Raw genomic sequence first — 14918 nt, forward strand, 5'->3', positions numbered from 1 at the left:
CCGGCCCGGCCGGGTGGCTACTGTGGCGGTGTGGATGCAGCTGTTCCGCCAGGACAGTTTCCGGTCGGTCTGGGAACCCTGCTGAGCTCGGAACTGGCCTCGGTGGGTGAGGACATCATCGGCGCGATCGCCGCCGAGGTGCCGGCCTATGCCCGGCCGCTGGAGGGGCGGTTCGGGCTGGGGGTGCGGGCCGGGGTCGCCGAGGCGCTGCGCCGGTTCCTGTCGATCGTCGACGGCGGGCCGGGTGACGCGGCGGATGTGGCGGCCAGCCGGGAGATCTACGTTCGGCTCGGGCACGGCGAGTTCCACTCCGGCCGGTCGCTGGACAACCTCCTCGCCGCCTACCGGATCGGCACCAGGGTCGCCTGGCGGCGGTTCGCCGAGGCGGCCCGGCTGCGCGGCGGGCTGGACGCCGTCGGCCTGGTGTCCCTGGGCGAGACGCTGTTCGGCTACATCGACAGCGTCTGCGCCGCGTCGGCCGAGGGCTACGCGCTGGCCCAGTCGGCGGATGCCGGCGCCCGGGACCGGCTGTGGGACCGGATCGGCGATCTGCTGCTGTCCGGCGCGGACCCGGCGACCGTCGAGGACGTCGCCCAGGCCGGCTCGCTGCGCCTGCCGGAGACCGTCGCGGCGGTGCTGATCCCCGCGCGGGCCGGGTCGGGCGGCGGCCGGCAGCTCGGCCTGCCGACCGGCTGCCCGAGCACGACACACGGGGCCGACCTGTGGCTGTTCGTCGCCGGCGATGACGTGCGCGGGCCGCGGCTCGCCGGCCAGCTCGCCGGCCAGGCGGCCGTGGTCGGTCCGACGGTTGCCTGGGCGCACGCGGCGGTGAGCGCCGAACGGGTTCGCTGCGCCCACGCCGCGCGCACGGATGGGCTGCTTCCCGCCGATCCGCGCGACGGCCCGCTCTTCACCGACGACCACCTGGCCGTGCTGCTGTTGAGCCGCGACCCGGACCTGCTCGCCGACCTGACCCGCAGGCGGCTCGCGCCGCTGGATCGCCTGCCGGAGCGCAGCCGGCGCCGGCTGGCCGTCACCCTGCTGCACTGGCTCGCGCTGCAGGGCCAGCGTGGGCTGATCGCCCAGCGCCTGCACATCCATCCGCAGACCGTCCGGTACCGCGTCCTGCAGTTGCGCGAGCTGTTCGGCGACGCTCTCGACGACCCGGACGCCCGCTTCGAGCTGGAGCTGGTGCTGCGGGCCGGCGCGGCGAAGGCCGCCGCCGGGGACGAGGAGTGACCTCGCGCCGGGTCCGCGGGCGGGACGTCGGCCGGGCCTACTCGCCCGCGAGCTGGCGGATGGCCGCGCGGAAGTAGTCGACGTCGACCGTCAGGCCGACCGCGACCGGAGCGCCGACGCCCCCTGCGTTGCCGTCGGGCCCGCTCCCGGCGGGCGTCGGACGTGGCGGCGGCGAGACCCGGCGCCAGGCCAGCTGGCGCAGGTCGACGACGGTCTGGCCCCAGGCCGCGCTGCCGCCGGTGTCGACCTCGACGGGCAGCACCTCCACGCCGAGGACGTCGGGCCGGACGGCCGCCATCGCGGCCAGCAGGTCGTGGCACGGCGTCTCGCCTTCGGCGCACAGCGTGCCGGCGTTGCGGCGATAGAACGACAGCGGGCCGTAGAGGAAGGCGGCCGCCGCGGTCTGCCGACGGGCGAGCGAGCCGAACTCCACCTCGCGCAACGTCGCCTGATGGGTGACGTTGAGGCCGACCATCACGGGCGGCGCCGCCCACTCGGCGGTCAACGAGGCCGCCGCGGCCAGCGGGTCGTTCGCGACGTTGGCCTCGGCGCTCGGCCGGGCGTTGCCCTCCGCGCGAGTGCTGCCGCCCATCAGCGTCAACCGGCTCGACCGGGCGGCCCCCGCGTCGGCCCGGACGGCCGCGGCGAGGTTCGTCATCGGTCCCAGCGTCAGCACCGACGCGCCTCGACGCATCTCCCGGACCAGCACCTCGACGGCCGGGGTGTCCGCGTCGGCCCCGCGCCGGGGGTCGGGGAGGCCGACATCGCCCAGCCCGTCCTCGCCGTGGATGAAGGTTGGCCGGGGGACGCGTGGCGCCGGGTCGGTCGGGTCTGCGCCGATGTGGACCGGCACGTCCGGCCGGCCGGCCGCCTCAAGGATGATCCGCAGATTGCGGGCGGCCTGCCGTACCTCGACGTTCCCGCCGACGGCCGTGACGGCGGCGATCTCGACGTCCGGCCGCCCGCACAGCCACACGATCGCCGCGGCGTCGTCGATCCCACCGTCACTGTCGATGACCAGCCGCATCCAGCTCACCTCTCCCACAGCCCGTCCTGAGTCTGGCGGGGCCACACCGCAGGCCATCAACCGGTGCCTCCGGACCCCCTCGGCGCAGTAGCGTGGCCAGATGTGTCCTCACGTACCGGCACCGGCCCGACGGCGTCAGCCACGATGACCTCTTCCTTGCCCTCGCCCGCGTATCCGTTGGAGAAGTCCCGGCTCGACAACGGCCTACGGGTCGTGCTCGCTCCGGACTCGACGGCGCCGGTGGTCGCGGTCGCGGTCCACTACGACGTCGGTTTCCGGTCGGAGCCCGAGGGCCGCACCGGCTTCGCGCACCTGTTCGAACACATGATGTTCCAGGGCAGCGAGCATGTCGGGAAGGCCGAGCATCCGAAGTACGTGCAGGCGGCCGGCGGCATTTTCAACGGTTCGACGCACCCGGACCACACGGACTACTACGAGCTGCTTCCGGCCGGCGCTCTCGAACTGGCGCTGTTCCTCGAAGCCGACCGGATGCGCGCTCCGAAGATCACCCGAGAGAACCTGGACAACCAGATCGCGGTCGTTCAGGAAGAAATCCGGGTAAACGTGATGAATCGCCCTTATGGCGGCTTCCCGTGGATCAGCCTGCCGCCGGTCGCGTTCGACACTTTCCCCAACGCGCACAACGGTTACGGCGACTTCAGCGAGCTTGAGGCGTCCAGCCTCGACGACGCCGAGGACTTCTTCGACAAGTTCTACGCACCGGGCAACGCCGTCCTCACCGTCGCCGGTGACTTCGCGGTCGCCGAGGTGGCGAAGCTCGTCGAGCGGTACTTCGGCGACATCGCGGCCCGCGCGGTCCCCGAGCGGCGCAGCTTCACCGAGCCGGTCCGGGCCGAGGAACGGCGCAGCCAGTTCGTCGACAAGCTCGCGCCCCGGCCGGCGCTCGCGATCGGCTACCGGACGCCGGACCCGGACGCCGACCTCACGGCCTTCCTCGCCCACTACCTGCTCACCGACGTGCTGACCAGCGGCGACGCCAGCCGGCTGGAGCGCCGCCTGGTGCAGCACGACCGGTCCGTCATCGGGATCAGCAGCTACGTCGGCACCTTCGGCGACCCGTTCGACCAGCGTGACCCGCTGCTGCTGACGATCGAGGCCCGCCACCCCGCGGAGTCCTCGGCCGACACCATTCTGGGCTCGATCGACGAGGAGCTCGACAAGATCGCCACCGACGGGCTCGACGCCGGCGAGCTGGAGCGGGTGCGGGCCAGGGTGGCCTCCGGCCTGCTCCGGGAGGCCGACGACGCGCTCGGCCGGGCGCTGGCCTTCGGTGCGTTCGAGCTGCACCGCGGTCGCCCGGAGACGCTCAACGAGCTGCCAGCCCTGCTGTCGGAGGTGACCGCGGACGCGGTCGCCGCGGCGGCCGCCGGCTTGCGCGCGCAGGGTCGTTCGGTGCTGGAGCTGCAGGCGGGAGCGACGGCGTGACGGGCCACCAGCGCGGCCAGGGCGCGGACCAGCCGACGGCGGGGGCCATGACGACAGGGCGGGGAAGCCGATGACGACGACGACCGAGCGGCCGAGCGTCATCCCGGCCGTCCGCCCGACGCTGCCGGCCGAGCTGCCGACGGTGGTGGAGCGGACGCTGCCCAACGGGCTGCGGGTCCTGGTGGTCGCGCGCACCAGCGTGCCGCTGGTCGAGCTGCGGCTGCGGGTCCCGTTCGCCGGCTTGGGCGCCGACCACGCCGCCCGCGCCGAGCTGCTCACCGAGACGATCTTCACTGGAACGGCCGGGCGGGACCGGGTCGAGATCGCCACCGCCGTGCAGGCACTGGGCGGTGCCCTGTCGGTCGGCGTCGACGCCGACCGGCTGGCGATCGTCGGCTCGGCGCTGGCGACGAACCTGAACCCGCTGCTGGGCATCCTCGCCGAGGTGCTCACGGCGCCGACCTACCCGGACGACGAGTTCGTCGGCGAGCGCGACCGGGTGGTCGAGGACGCCACGATGGCGCTCAGCCAGCCGGCCGTGATCGCCCGGGAGGCGTTGCTCGGCCGGATGTTCCCCGGGCACCCCTACGGCACCGCGATCGTCGGGCCCACGGTGCTCGCCGGCGTCGAGGTCGGCGCGGTCCGGGACCTGCACGCCACCCGGATCTCGCCGCGTGGCGCGATCCTCACGCTGGTCGGCGACGTCGAGCCCGAGGCGGCGCTGGACGCCGTCGGCGCGGCGCTCGGCGGCTGGACCGGTGGCGAGCCCGAGAAGATGCCGACCGTGCCGACGCTGGCCGCCGGCCCGATCATCATCGTCAACCGGCCCGGCGCGGTGCAGACCAACATCCGGCTCGGGGGTGTCGCCCTCGACCGCACCGCGCCCGGCTACCCGGCGCAACGGCTGGCGAACACCATCTTCGGCGGCTACTTCAGCTCCCGGCTGGTGGACAACATCCGCGAGGACAAGGGCTATACCTACTCGCCGCGCAGCTCCGTCGACCACTACCTCGCCGGCTCCCGGTTCACCGTCGCCGCCGACGTGGCGACCGACGTGACCGGCCCGGCGATGGTCGAGATCCTCTACGAGCTCGGCCGGATGGCGGTGCTCGCGCCGTCTGCCGACGAGCTCGAGGCGGCGCGGCAGTACTCGGTCGGGACGATGGCGCTCGGCAGCGCGACGGCCGCCGGCCTCGCCTCGACCCTGTCCGGGCTCGCCGGTGCCGGAATCGGGGTCGAGTACCTTCGCGACCACCCGGCGGCGCTGACGAAGGTCACCGCCGAGGAGGTGCTCGCCGTCTCCGCCGGTCTGCTCGCGCCGACGAAGCTGGTCACCGTGCTCGTAGGTGACGCCGAGAAGATCACCAGCGTGGTCGCGGCCCTCGGCTCGGTCACCGCGGCCGGCTGACCGAGCACCGGCATCCGACGCTCAGGCCTTCCCCGCGGGCGACCGCGGGGAAGGCTGAGGTCAGTGCTGGCTCGGGGTGGGCCGTGGCGGCATCGGGCGCGGGGTCGGGCCGCCTGGGCCGGGCCCGCCGGCGGAGCCGGGCCCCGGCCGGCCGCCCAGCTCGCCGGGCAGGGTGATCCGCGGGTCGCTGACCGAGTCCACGACCTGGCGGGCCAGGTCGTGGACCCGCCGTCCCATGCCGCGGGCCGTGCGCCGCAGCCGCTCGAAGGCGTCCCGCGGCTTGATGTGGTGACGTTCGGCCAGGACACCGATCGCCTGTTCCACGATGACCCGGGACGCGAGGGCGTGCTCCAGCTGCACCACGGACAGCCGTAGCTTCTCGATCTCACCGAGCTCGCGGTCGGCGCGACGCGGGCGACCGGGCGGATTCAGGTCCTCCGCCAGCAGGTCGGCGAGCACCATCGCGGAGATCAGGTCCCCGACCGGCCGGACGTCCGTCCCCGGCCCCTCCACGATCCAGCCCGCGCTGGAGCGCCGCAGCCGCAGCTCCGCGCCGGGCCCGGGCGCCGGGGCCGGCGGTGCCGCCGGCGGCTGCGCGGGCCGGGCGGGCGTCGTTCGGGGTGGCGGGCTCGGCCGGGGTCCCGGCCTGGGCGGCGGGGCCGGTCGAGGCGCCCGCCCCGCCCCAACCGCCATCGGCGAGCCCACGGCGGTCGGCGCGGGTGGCGAGCCGGCGGCGCCGGGTGGGGGTGGCGAGCCGGCGGCCCCCGGTGGGACCGCGACGGGAGACTCGCGCCCGGGTCCGGGCGACGGAGCTGGGGTAGTGCTGGTGGGTGGCATCGGCATCGGTCCCGTCGACGCGGGCGGCGTCGGCGCCGCCGGCGGTGTCCTAGCCGGGAGCGCCAGATCGGCCGGCGTCGGCGACGGGCCGGGGGCCAGGCCAGTGGGCGCTTCCGACGCTTGCGCTTCCGGCTCGGTCCTGGCCGGCTCGGGGACGGCACCGGGTGGCCAGGCCGCGCCCAGCCCGTCGGCGATGCCGCGCAGCAGCGGCAGCGCGGTGGGCGCGATGTCGACGCCACCCCGGTCCAGCCCGACCAGAAGGCCGGCGAGCTCCCCCGCGTCCGTCAGCACCGGGACGACGACATGGCTGCGCACCCCGAGACGCTCGTGCTCGTCCGTGTCCACCAGGCTCGCCTCGGCCGCGGCGCCGGTGCCGATGGCCGGGGCACCGTCGAGGACGCGGGCGACCAGGCTCGCCGCGCGTGGAACCTGCGTGCCCGGTTCAAGGCCGGGCAGCGTCCCAGCGACCTGCAGGTAGGTGGCCGTCGTCGCGGAAATCTCCACGAACGCGGTCGCCTCCATGTGGTGGAGGGCCTGCGCGGCCCGCGCTGCAGCGTCCACTGTGCTGCGCGCCTGTCCTGAGGGTGGTGACGACACAGGCCGAACTCTCCCACAAACTTCACGGGCAGTGACGGACACCGTCCCATGAGCCGGCCGTGTATGCGTCCGGAGGGCGTCGAGCGCCGATTTCTCGTTGCTCTGCGTATCCGTTATGCGGCAGAAGTGACTTTCTCGGTGACCTGACGGATGGAGGGATTCGTCATCACCGTCCCATCCGGGAAGACCACTGTGGGTACGGTCGCGTTGCCGTTGTTCGCTTCGCGGACAAGTTGCTCCGCCGTCGGGTCAGACTCGATGTCGATGACCTGATAGCCGATGCCTGCGTCGTCCAGCTGCCGCTTTAGCCGCTTGCAGTAGCCGCACCAGCTGGTGCTGTACATCGTGAGCACTGTCGTCCTCTCGCCGTCCGCGAAGGCAACACCGTACGCCGCGCACATTGCCCCGCCCGCCGGCTATTCGGCCGGCCGGCGCCGCGGCCCGCTGCCCTGACCGCCCGGGAACGGGCAGCCCGTCAGGCCAAACCCGTTCGCGGGCCCGCAGCTTCCCGTCGGCGGCGGTGACTACCGTGTGAACGCATGTCCGGTGAGCTGCCCGCCTCGTCCCGCCCCAGCCCCCAGGTCCCGGCGCCGAGGCCGGCCGACGGCGGCGCGGTGGGAGAGCCCGACGGCTGGGGGCTGGACCCGGAGCAGCGGGCGGCGGTGTTCGCCCCGGTGGGGCCGGTGTGCATTCTCGCCGGCGCCGGCACCGGCAAGACCAGGACCATCACGCGCCGGATCGCGCACCTGACCGGCCAGGGCGTGCCCGGTGGCCAGGTCCTCGCCGTCACCTTCACCACCCGGGCCGCCGGCGAGCTGCGGGCCCGGCTGCGTGGCATGGACGTCGAGGGCGTGCAGGCGAGGACCTTCCACGCCGCCGCGCTGCGCCAGCTGTCCTACTTCTGGCCCAAGGTCGCCGGCACCGCTCTTCCGTCGCTCGTCGACAGCCGGATTCCCCTGATCGCGAAGGCGGCCGGCGGTCGTCGGCTGGACCGCTCCGAGCTGCGCGACCTCGCCACCGAGGTCGAGTGGGCCAAGGCCACCCTGGTGACGCCCGAGGACTATCCGGTCGCCGCCGAGAAGGCCGGCCGCGACACCGTGTGGCCGCCGGACGCCGTGGCTGGGCTCTACGCCGGGTACGAGAAGGCGAAACGCGCGGCGGGGGTGCTCGACTTCGACGACCTGTTGCTGCTGACCGCCGCCGTCATCGAGGAGCACTCCTGGGTCGCCAACGAGCTGCGCACCCAGTACCGCCACTTCGTCGTCGACGAGTACCAGGACGTCAACCCGTTGCAGCAGCGGGTGCTGGACGCCTGGCTCGGCGACCGGGACAGCCTGTGCGTCGTCGGTGACCCGAACCAGACCATCTACTCGTTCAGCGGCGCCTCGCCGCGCTACCTGGTCGAGTTCCCGCGCCGCTATCCGGAAGCGACGGTCGTCTCGCTGGTTCGGGACTACCGCTCCACGCCCCAGGTGGTCGCGCTCGCCAACGCCCTGCTCGACGGCGCCGGCACCGCGCAGCCGCCGACCGGCGGACCCGGCGCTCAGGCCGCCCCCCGCGGGCTCGCCGAGGTGCCCGCGCGACGGCCTGCGCTGGTCGCGATGCGCCCCCCGGGCCCCGAGCCGACGCTGCTGGAGTGCGCGGACGAGGCGGCCGAGGCGAAGGCGGTGGTCGCCCGCATCGGGGCGCTGATCGCCCTCGGCGTGCCGGCGAGCGAGATAGCCGTGCTCTACCGAATCAACGCCGCTTCCGAGGCCTATGAAGAGGCCATCGGCGCCGCCGGCCTGCCGTACCTGGTGAAGGGCGGAGATCGGTTCTTCGACCGGCCGGAGGTCCGGGACGCCATCCGGCTGCTGCGGGCCGCGGTGCGCTCGGCCGAGGCCGACCGCCCGGCCGGGCTCGCCGACGTCGTCGCCGACGTGCTGCGCGCGGGCGGCTGGCGGGCGACGGCGCCGAGCGTCGGCGCCGAGCGGGAGCGCTGGGAGAACCTGGCCGCGCTGCACCGGCTCGCCGTCGCTCTTGCCGCGACCGAGCCCGAGGCCGGCCTGGAACGCTTCGTCGCCGAGCTCGCCGACCGGGCGGCCCACCAGCACGTGCCCACCGTCGAGGGCGTCACGCTGGCGTCGCTGCACGCGGCGAAGGGCCTCGAGTGGGACGCCGTGTTCCTGGTCGGCCTGGCCGACGGGATGGTGCCGCTCGTGCACGCCCAGAGCGACGAGGAGATCGAGGAGGAGCGCCGGCTGCTCTACGTCGGGATCACCAGGGCCCGGGCGCACCTGACGCTGTCGTGGGCGCTGGCCCGGACCGAGGGCGGCCGGCCCCGGCGGCGGTCCCGGTTCCTCGACGGGTTGCGCCCCACCCGGACGCGGTCCACGCCGGCCCGGGCCATTCGGGACGAGCGCGGCGAACGTGGTGGCGACACCCGGGTCCGAGTCAGGGCCGCGGTGCGCTGCCGGGTGTGCGGGCAGGCGCTCAGCGGTGCCGCGGCGCGCACCGGCCGGTGCGAGACCTGCCCGAGCCGGGTCGACCGGGCGCTGCTGAACCGGCTGCGGGCCTGGCGGGCGGCGAAGGCCGAGGAGCTGCGCCAGCCGGCGTTCGTCATCCTGACCGACGCGACGCTGGAGGCGATCGCCGAGAGCCGGCCGGCCAGCCCCGCCGACCTCGTCGCCCTGCCCGGCATCGGCCAGGTGAAGCTCGACCGCTACGGCGCCGAGGTGCTCGCTCTGGTAGCCGGGGTCTAGGCACCTTGGTGACGCCGCGCAGGTACTCGCTCGCGGATTGTCGATCATCGAGATTCCATGTCGACGTCTGATCGCGAGTCGTGTCGGGCGCGCGACTCGAAAAATAAGTTGTCGCGATGCGGGTGGCCCCCTACCGTTACCCGTGAACACCGCAGCGGGTGACGCTGAGCGCTGGGACCGGTTGTCCACGGCGCGCGTCCCGGCTCCGGGTCGAAGGAAGAGCTGACTGATGTCGGCCGCGGAAGCGGTCCGGCCACGCGAAAGGAGAAGCCCCGTGCTGAACATGCCTATGGCTGTCTCCGGCGTCGGCTGTGACCACGACGGCGAAGCCCTCATGCGACTGGGCGGTCTGCTGACCGGGCCCACGACTGGGCTGCTCGGTGCCGACCGGGTGTCCGCCCCGCTCGCCTTGACCGCTGGTTCCGACTCCGTGCTCGCCAGTTGGCGGGACGAGCCGGGCCTGGAGGTCAGCCCGTGGGCCGTCGGCGCCGCTGAGACCTCGGCCGAAGACTTCATGCACCCCGCGATGGCGGACCTGCCGGCAGCGGACGCGTGGACGGGCGAGGACCAGCGTGACGCCGTGTCGGCCCGCGAGCTCGCGGCCATGCCGGCCATCGCTCGGGCAGCGCGCCTGTGGGGGAGCGCAGCCCTCATCGCGCAGGACACGTATGCCGCCCACCAGACGGCTAAGCCCGCCCACATCGACCAGGCCAAGGCGTCCTTCCGACGCAACGTACGCAGCAGGGGTCCGTCCTAGACGGATCGCCGGCCCAACGCCGGCACCAGGCCCGAAACCCAAGGCCGCGGACCCCAGCTGGGGACCGCGGCCTTTGTGTTTTGCCCTTCTGACCGCACCGAAGAAATTCCCGTGTCGGAGGTGACACCGGTGTTCGACCCCTCGATCATGGCCCGGATCGAGCTGGAGCGTATTTCGCTGCCCTGCTGGGACGCTGATCCCGATCTCTTCTTCGCTGAGTCCCCGACGGATGTCGAGACCGCGAAGGCCATCTGCATCGACTGCCCCGTCCGGCTGGCCTGCCTGTCGACCGCGCTCGACCGGCACGAGCCGTGGGGCGTGTGGGGCGGTGAGCTCGTGGTCACCGGAGTGGTGGTCCCGCGCAAGCGCCCCCGTGGCCGCCCCCGCAAGGTGGTTGCCGCCTGAGTGCCAGCCCCATCCCTACGGACTCCATCCCTACTGATCCACTTCCTTCGAGCCGCCCGATCGGGCTTTCTCCAGCTGGCCGTCGGCCACCCCTGTCCGGGGCGCCCGGCGGCCAGCGCCGTCTCCGCCGGATCGGCCCTGAGTCGTGTCACCGGGTGAGCCCGGGCCGGGTGGTTCGACCTCATCGCCGCCCGATGGCCGCGGCGAGGACGTGCCACAAACGGACGGTTCGCGTGGCACCAGTTGTTCGATGTCTCGCCCTTTGCGGGCGATGGTCAGGTCGCCTGTTGGTGCAGTGGGTAACGGTAGTGTTTCGCTCGTGCCAAGCAGCGAGCGGACCTACGCCGTCCGGACCGGTGCCGTCCAGCCCAGCGTCGTGCCCAGCCCGTCCGATGCGCCGAGCCCGGCCGTCGTGCCCAGCCCGGCCGGCTTGGACCGCGCCGAGCGTGCGGAGCGCGCGGCGGCCGTCGCCACGCTGACGGCCCCCGGCCTGGCCCACGTCGTCGACCTGGTCGCCTGGGTGGCGGACGGCTGGCTGAACGTGGCGAACGCCGCCGGTTCCGCGCGACTGCCCGTGACGGCTCCCGATGGCGCCTGGCAGGTGCTGGCCGGTCGCAACCCGGTCGAGCGGCAGGACCCGATGCACGGCGTCCCGCGCGCCTCGGCCCTCGCCGACCCGTCGCCGCCGAACGAGCGCAACTCCTACCCGCTGGCCGGCCCGCGCCTGCTGTCCGTGTTCGCCGACCCGACCCGCTCGCCAGACCTCGTCGTCGTCCACACCGCCGGCCACTACTGGCCCGACCGGGGCGGCCACCGCGGCGAGCACGGCTCGCTGGACGCCGGGCAGTCACGCGCCCCACTGCTGCTGTCCGGCGCCGGCGTGCGGGCCCGCGGCCTGCTGGCCCGGCACGCCCGGGTCGTCGACCTGGCCCCGACGCTCGCCGCGCTCGCCGGCGCCCCGATGCCGGACGTCGAGGGAACGCCGCTCGCCGAGCTGCTGGAGGCGGAGCTGGCCGCCGCGCCGCCACGGCACGTGGTCGGTCTGCTCTGGGACGGCACGAACTGCAACGACCTTCTCGAGCTGGTCCGCGAGGGCAAGCTGCCCAACGTCGCCCGGCTGCTCGGGCGTGGCTGCGCGCTGACCGGCGGCGCGATCGCCGAGTTCCCCAGCGTCACGCTGACCAACCACACCTCTGCGCTGACCGGCGTCGGTCCCGGCCGGCACGGAATCCTGAACAACGTCTACTTCGACCGGGCCGTCGGCGAGCAGGTCGTCACCAACGAGGTGCGGGTCTGGCACAAGGCCTGCGACCACCTGCGGCCTGGGGTCCGGACCGTGTTCGAGGCGATCGAGGCCGCCAGGCCCGGCGTGATGACCGCCTGCGTGAACGAGCCGATCGACCGCGGCGCGACCTACTCGACGTTCGAGCTGGTGCGCGCGATGGCGAGCCTCGACGGACCCGGTGGCATCGCCGACCACCTGCCGGCCGACGACGGCGACCCGCACACCAGCCACGACTGGACCGCCGCGGACTCGGACTACGCCTGGTCGAGCCGGGTCGACGCGCTGGGACTGCGGCAGATGCTGGACCTGTGGGCGAACGGCGAGCCGCCCGCCTTCACCTGGTGGAACACCACCGCGACGGACACCGGCCACCACGGGGGCGGGCCCTACTCGCCGCAGTCGCGGGCGTCGATGCTGGACGCGGACCGACGCCTCGGAGCCTTCCTCGACCTGGTCGAGGCCCGCGGGCTGACGGAGCAGACCACGGTGGTCCTGACCGCCGACCACGGCAGCGAGGCGGCCCGGCCGAACTGCCTCGGCGACTGGGACGAGGCCCTGCGCGCCGCCGGCATCGACTTCCGGGACGAGGGCTACGGCTTCCTCTACCTCGGGGACCTGGGCGGTCCGCTGCCGCCCGAGCCGCGCCGCTCGACCGAGGGCTGAAGGGCCGTCCTGTCGGCCGTCAGGCGTCCCGGCCTCGGGCTGTCTCGGGAGGCTCGGGCTCTCGCTGGCGTGGCGCCTTGGCGGTCCGGCTGGCCCGCCGGGGCCGTGGCGGGCTGAACAGCAACGGGCCGGACTCAGGCGCCTCGGCGCCCGCCACCGCGCCCGGCGCCGCCAGGGGGAGCTTGCGGCCCGGCCGGTTCGCCCGGGCCGCGTGCCGGGCGTTGGCCGAGCCCGGCGGCGCGAAACCGGGTTGCCAGCGTTCCATCTCCGGCCGCAGCCCAGCCGTCGCCTCCAGCTGGCACAGCAGGCCGATCCCGCTCATCGTGACCCGGTGGATCAGCAGGTACGACGCCGGCAGGTTGAGCTGACGGGAGACCTGGGCGGCCGGGGAGCGCCAGTCGGCGAGCCGCATCGCCTGCTCGCGCAGCCAGGCCCTGGAGAAGGTGAACTCCTCCTCGGTGAGGGCGTCGAGCAGCGGGCCGAGGCTGGCGAGGAACTCGTGCGCGTCGATGGTCGCGTTCGGCGGGATGAAGCCCTCGCGGCGCAGCCCGTCGAGCACCGCGGCGGAGGTCTCGTCGTCGGTGGGTGACTCTGTCTCGGTGGGTGACTCTGTCCCGGCGGGGGAGCCGGAGTCGGCGCGGGCCGCTCCATCGGCGCGATCCTCGGCGGCGGCGACGGCGCGGTGGGCCTCCAGAGCGAGCCTGGTCAGCCGGCCGATCACCTCGGGCATCCCGTCCGGCAGCTGCTTGACCGCGCCGAAGTCCAGCACGCCGAGCCGGCCGTCGGCCAGCAGCCTGAAGTTGCCCGGATGCGGGTCGGCGTGCAGCAGCCCGGCCCGCGCCGGGCCAGACCACAGGAACCGGCACAGCAGTGCGCCGGCCCGGTCACGCCGGTCCTGTTCGCCATGGGCGATGACATCGGCCAACGGGGTGCCGTCGAGCCACTCGCTCACCAGGATGTGGTCGCCGGCCGCGACCGGCCACGGGATGACAATGTCGGGGTCGCCCCGGAAGGCCTCGGCGAAGGCCTGCTGCCAGCGAGCCTCCAGCCGGTAGTCCAGCTCCTCGGCGACGCGCGCGCGCAGCTCCTCGATCAGCGGCTTCACGTCCAGGCCGGGGGCGAGCACACCGAACAGCCGGGCGACCCGCCCGAGCTGGGTGAGGTCCGACAGCAGCGCCGGGCCGGCCCCCGGGTACTGCACCTTGACGGCGACGTGGCGTCCGTCGGACCAGACGGCCTGGTGCACCTGGCCGATGCTGGCCGCGGCGACCGGGCTGTCGTCGAACGAGCGGAACAGCGCGCGCCAGTCCGGGCCGAGCTCGGCGGCCAGCACCTTGTGGATGGTCGCCGCCGGCAGCGGCGGCGCCGCCTCCTGCAGCTTCGTCAGCGCGGCTCGGTAGGGGCCGGCGACCTCGTCGGGCAGGGCCGCCTCGAAGACGGACAGCGCCTGGCCGAGCTTCATCGCTCCGCCCTTGAGCTCGCCAAGCACGCGGAAGACCTGCTCGGCCGTGCGTCGCTGGACCTCGGTCGCCACGGCCTCGGCCGGCCGGCCGCCAAGCCGGCGGCCGACGCCGAGCGTGGCCCGGCCGGCGTAGCCGATGGGCAGGGTGGCGAGCCGGGCGGTGCGGACCACGGCGCGGCGCGGTATGTCGGACACTGCTCTATCGTCGCTGCCGGCGGCCGAATCTGCGCGAGCTCGGCGGGAACGGTCATCCCGGCGAGTGCGATTGGTCACTCGGTGGTCGCGGAGGCGGGTGGCACGGTAGCGCTGCGCGCTGCCCTGCAGGGGCAGTCCGGGTGCAGGGGCCAGGTGCGCCGCCGGATCCGCCAGTCCGGGGTGGCGATCTCCAATGTGCCGCCGGCGGTGGCCGGAACTGGCCCGCCGAAGGCCTCATGGGGGCTTGGAGCCGCTCCCGCCGGCTCGGCAGGGCCCCCGGCTTTGGCCGGGCCGGCGTCGAGGAAGGCGAGCGCCTGGGCGGCGGCGAGCGCGCCGACCAGGGTGGCAAGTGTCACCTCACAGGCGTCCGGCCCCGGCTCGGCCCGCCGGGCCAACTGGAGCGCGAGCAGCGGCCAGGCCGCGTCGGCCGCGAACCGGTGCAGGTGCTGGCAGTGCAGGCACGCCGTCAGCCCCGGCACGACGAGGGGGCCGACGACGCCGGTCGTCTCCCGGACGCCGGCCAGCAGATGCGGGACCCCTCGGCGTTCCAGCCCCAGCGACTCGTCCGGCCGCAGCACGGGTAGTCCGACCGGCGCGAGCACGAGCAGGTCCGGTCGGAAGGGCGCCGCCGCCCTCGTCGGCACCGGCGGGCGGGCCACCCGGGCGAGCGCGGCCATCGTCGCGGCCGCGCGCGGCCCCGGCCGCGCCGGCGGGGGCCGCGGCGGCGGGCCGCGGGGCGCCGGGGCGCGGCCGAGCGGGGCGGGGGGGGGCTGCTCGTCGAGCAGCACGTCTCGCTCGCACTGCGGGTCGCCGACCGGGCCTACGTGCTCGACCGGGGCGGATCGCCCTGGAGGAC

At 74.5% G+C, this 14918-nt stretch carries 11 protein-coding genes and 1 pseudogene; 7 read left to right on the forward strand and 5 right to left on the reverse strand.

Going from position 1 to position 14918, the window contains the following annotated elements:
- Window positions 1-30 precede the first annotated feature (30 nt).
- The gene (locus I6A60_RS28740) at window positions 31-1239 is read left to right on the forward strand and encodes a helix-turn-helix domain-containing protein (RefSeq protein WP_203025389.1); all 1209 of its coding nucleotides are present in this window, start codon (window positions 31-33) and stop codon (window positions 1237-1239) included.
- A gap of 37 nt (window positions 1240-1276) precedes the next feature.
- On the opposite strand, the gene I6A60_RS28745 is transcribed toward I6A60_RS28740, so the two are convergent.
- Window positions 1277-2284: a nucleoside hydrolase gene (locus tag I6A60_RS28745; RefSeq protein WP_307873910.1), complete on the reverse strand. Its 1008-nt coding sequence runs from the start codon at window positions 2282-2284 to the stop codon at window positions 1277-1279.
- 126 nt (window positions 2285-2410) lie between these two features.
- Between I6A60_RS28745 and I6A60_RS28750 the strand changes: the two genes are divergently transcribed.
- Both I6A60_RS28750 and I6A60_RS28755 read left to right on the forward strand, forming a co-directional pair.
- Window positions 2411-3712 carry a pitrilysin family protein gene (locus I6A60_RS28750; RefSeq protein WP_203025388.1) on the forward strand — a complete coding sequence of 434 codons (1302 nt, stop codon included), beginning with the start codon at window positions 2411-2413 and terminating at the stop codon, window positions 3710-3712.
- A 70-nt stretch (window positions 3713-3782) separates the two neighbouring features.
- Entirely contained in the window at window positions 3783-5120 is a 1338-nt protein-coding gene (locus I6A60_RS28755) for a pitrilysin family protein (protein WP_203025387.1), read from the forward strand.
- Window positions 5121-5180: 60 nt separating this feature from the next.
- Here I6A60_RS28755 and I6A60_RS42105 read toward each other — a convergent pair whose 3' ends face one another.
- Both I6A60_RS42105 and I6A60_RS28765 read right to left on the reverse strand, forming a co-directional pair.
- The gene (locus I6A60_RS42105; protein ID WP_238436458.1) at window positions 5181-6479 is read right to left on the reverse strand and encodes an ANTAR domain-containing protein; all 1299 of its coding nucleotides are present in this window, start codon (window positions 6477-6479) and stop codon (window positions 5181-5183) included.
- A 188-nt stretch (window positions 6480-6667) separates the two neighbouring features.
- On the reverse strand, window positions 6668-6907 hold the full coding sequence (locus I6A60_RS28765) for a mycoredoxin (protein WP_013421963.1): 240 nt from the start codon (window positions 6905-6907) through the stop codon (window positions 6668-6670).
- A gap of 186 nt (window positions 6908-7093) precedes the next feature.
- Here I6A60_RS28765 and I6A60_RS28770 point away from each other — a divergent pair, with 186 nt between their 5' ends.
- The 4 genes from I6A60_RS28770 (at window position 7094) to I6A60_RS28785 (ending at window position 12405) form a co-directional block, all read left to right on the forward strand.
- Window positions 7094-9295 (forward strand): ATP-dependent DNA helicase UvrD2, encoded by a 2202-nt coding sequence (locus I6A60_RS28770; RefSeq protein ID WP_238436450.1) that lies wholly within the window; start codon window positions 7094-7096, stop codon window positions 9293-9295.
- 274 nt (window positions 9296-9569) lie between these two features.
- Window positions 9570-10052: a hypothetical protein gene (locus I6A60_RS28775; RefSeq protein ID WP_203018338.1), complete on the forward strand. Its 483-nt coding sequence runs from the start codon at window positions 9570-9572 to the stop codon at window positions 10050-10052.
- A 129-nt stretch (window positions 10053-10181) separates the two neighbouring features.
- Window positions 10182-10457: a WhiB family transcriptional regulator gene (locus I6A60_RS28780; RefSeq protein WP_307873912.1), complete on the forward strand. Its 276-nt coding sequence runs from the start codon at window positions 10182-10184 to the stop codon at window positions 10455-10457.
- A 319-nt stretch (window positions 10458-10776) separates the two neighbouring features.
- Entirely contained in the window at window positions 10777-12405 is a 1629-nt protein-coding gene (locus I6A60_RS28785) for an alkaline phosphatase family protein (protein WP_203018336.1), read from the forward strand.
- A gap of 19 nt (window positions 12406-12424) precedes the next feature.
- Here the strand turns inward: I6A60_RS28785 and I6A60_RS28790 are convergent, their stop codons facing one another.
- Window positions 12425-14062: an AarF/ABC1/UbiB kinase family protein gene (locus I6A60_RS28790; protein ID WP_203018329.1), complete on the reverse strand. Its 1638-nt coding sequence runs from the start codon at window positions 14060-14062 to the stop codon at window positions 12425-12427.
- Between the two features lie 74 nt (window positions 14063-14136).
- Window positions 14137-14918, reverse strand: a pseudogene (locus I6A60_RS28795) (hypothetical protein); the annotation flags it as partial.

This window comes from Frankia sp. AgB1.9 (genome assembly GCF_016786355.1).
Lineage (GTDB): Bacteria > Actinomycetota > Actinomycetes > Frankiales > Frankiaceae > Pseudofrankia.

What these genes read in the sequence shown, in the direction of transcription:
- I6A60_RS28755 (WP_203025387.1), top strand. Translation starts at nt 3,783, where the DNA reads ATGACGACGACGACCGAGCGGCCGAGCGTCATCCCGGCCGTCCGCCCG.
- I6A60_RS42105 (WP_238436458.1), bottom strand. Translation starts at nt 6,479, where the DNA reads ATGGAGGCGACCGCGTTCGTGGAGATTTCCGCGACGACGGCCACCTAC.
- I6A60_RS28750 (WP_203025388.1), top strand. Translation starts at nt 2,411, where the DNA reads ATGACCTCTTCCTTGCCCTCGCCCGCGTATCCGTTGGAGAAGTCCCGG.
- I6A60_RS28770 (WP_238436450.1), top strand. Translation starts at nt 7,094, where the DNA reads ATGTCCGGTGAGCTGCCCGCCTCGTCCCGCCCCAGCCCCCAGGTCCCG.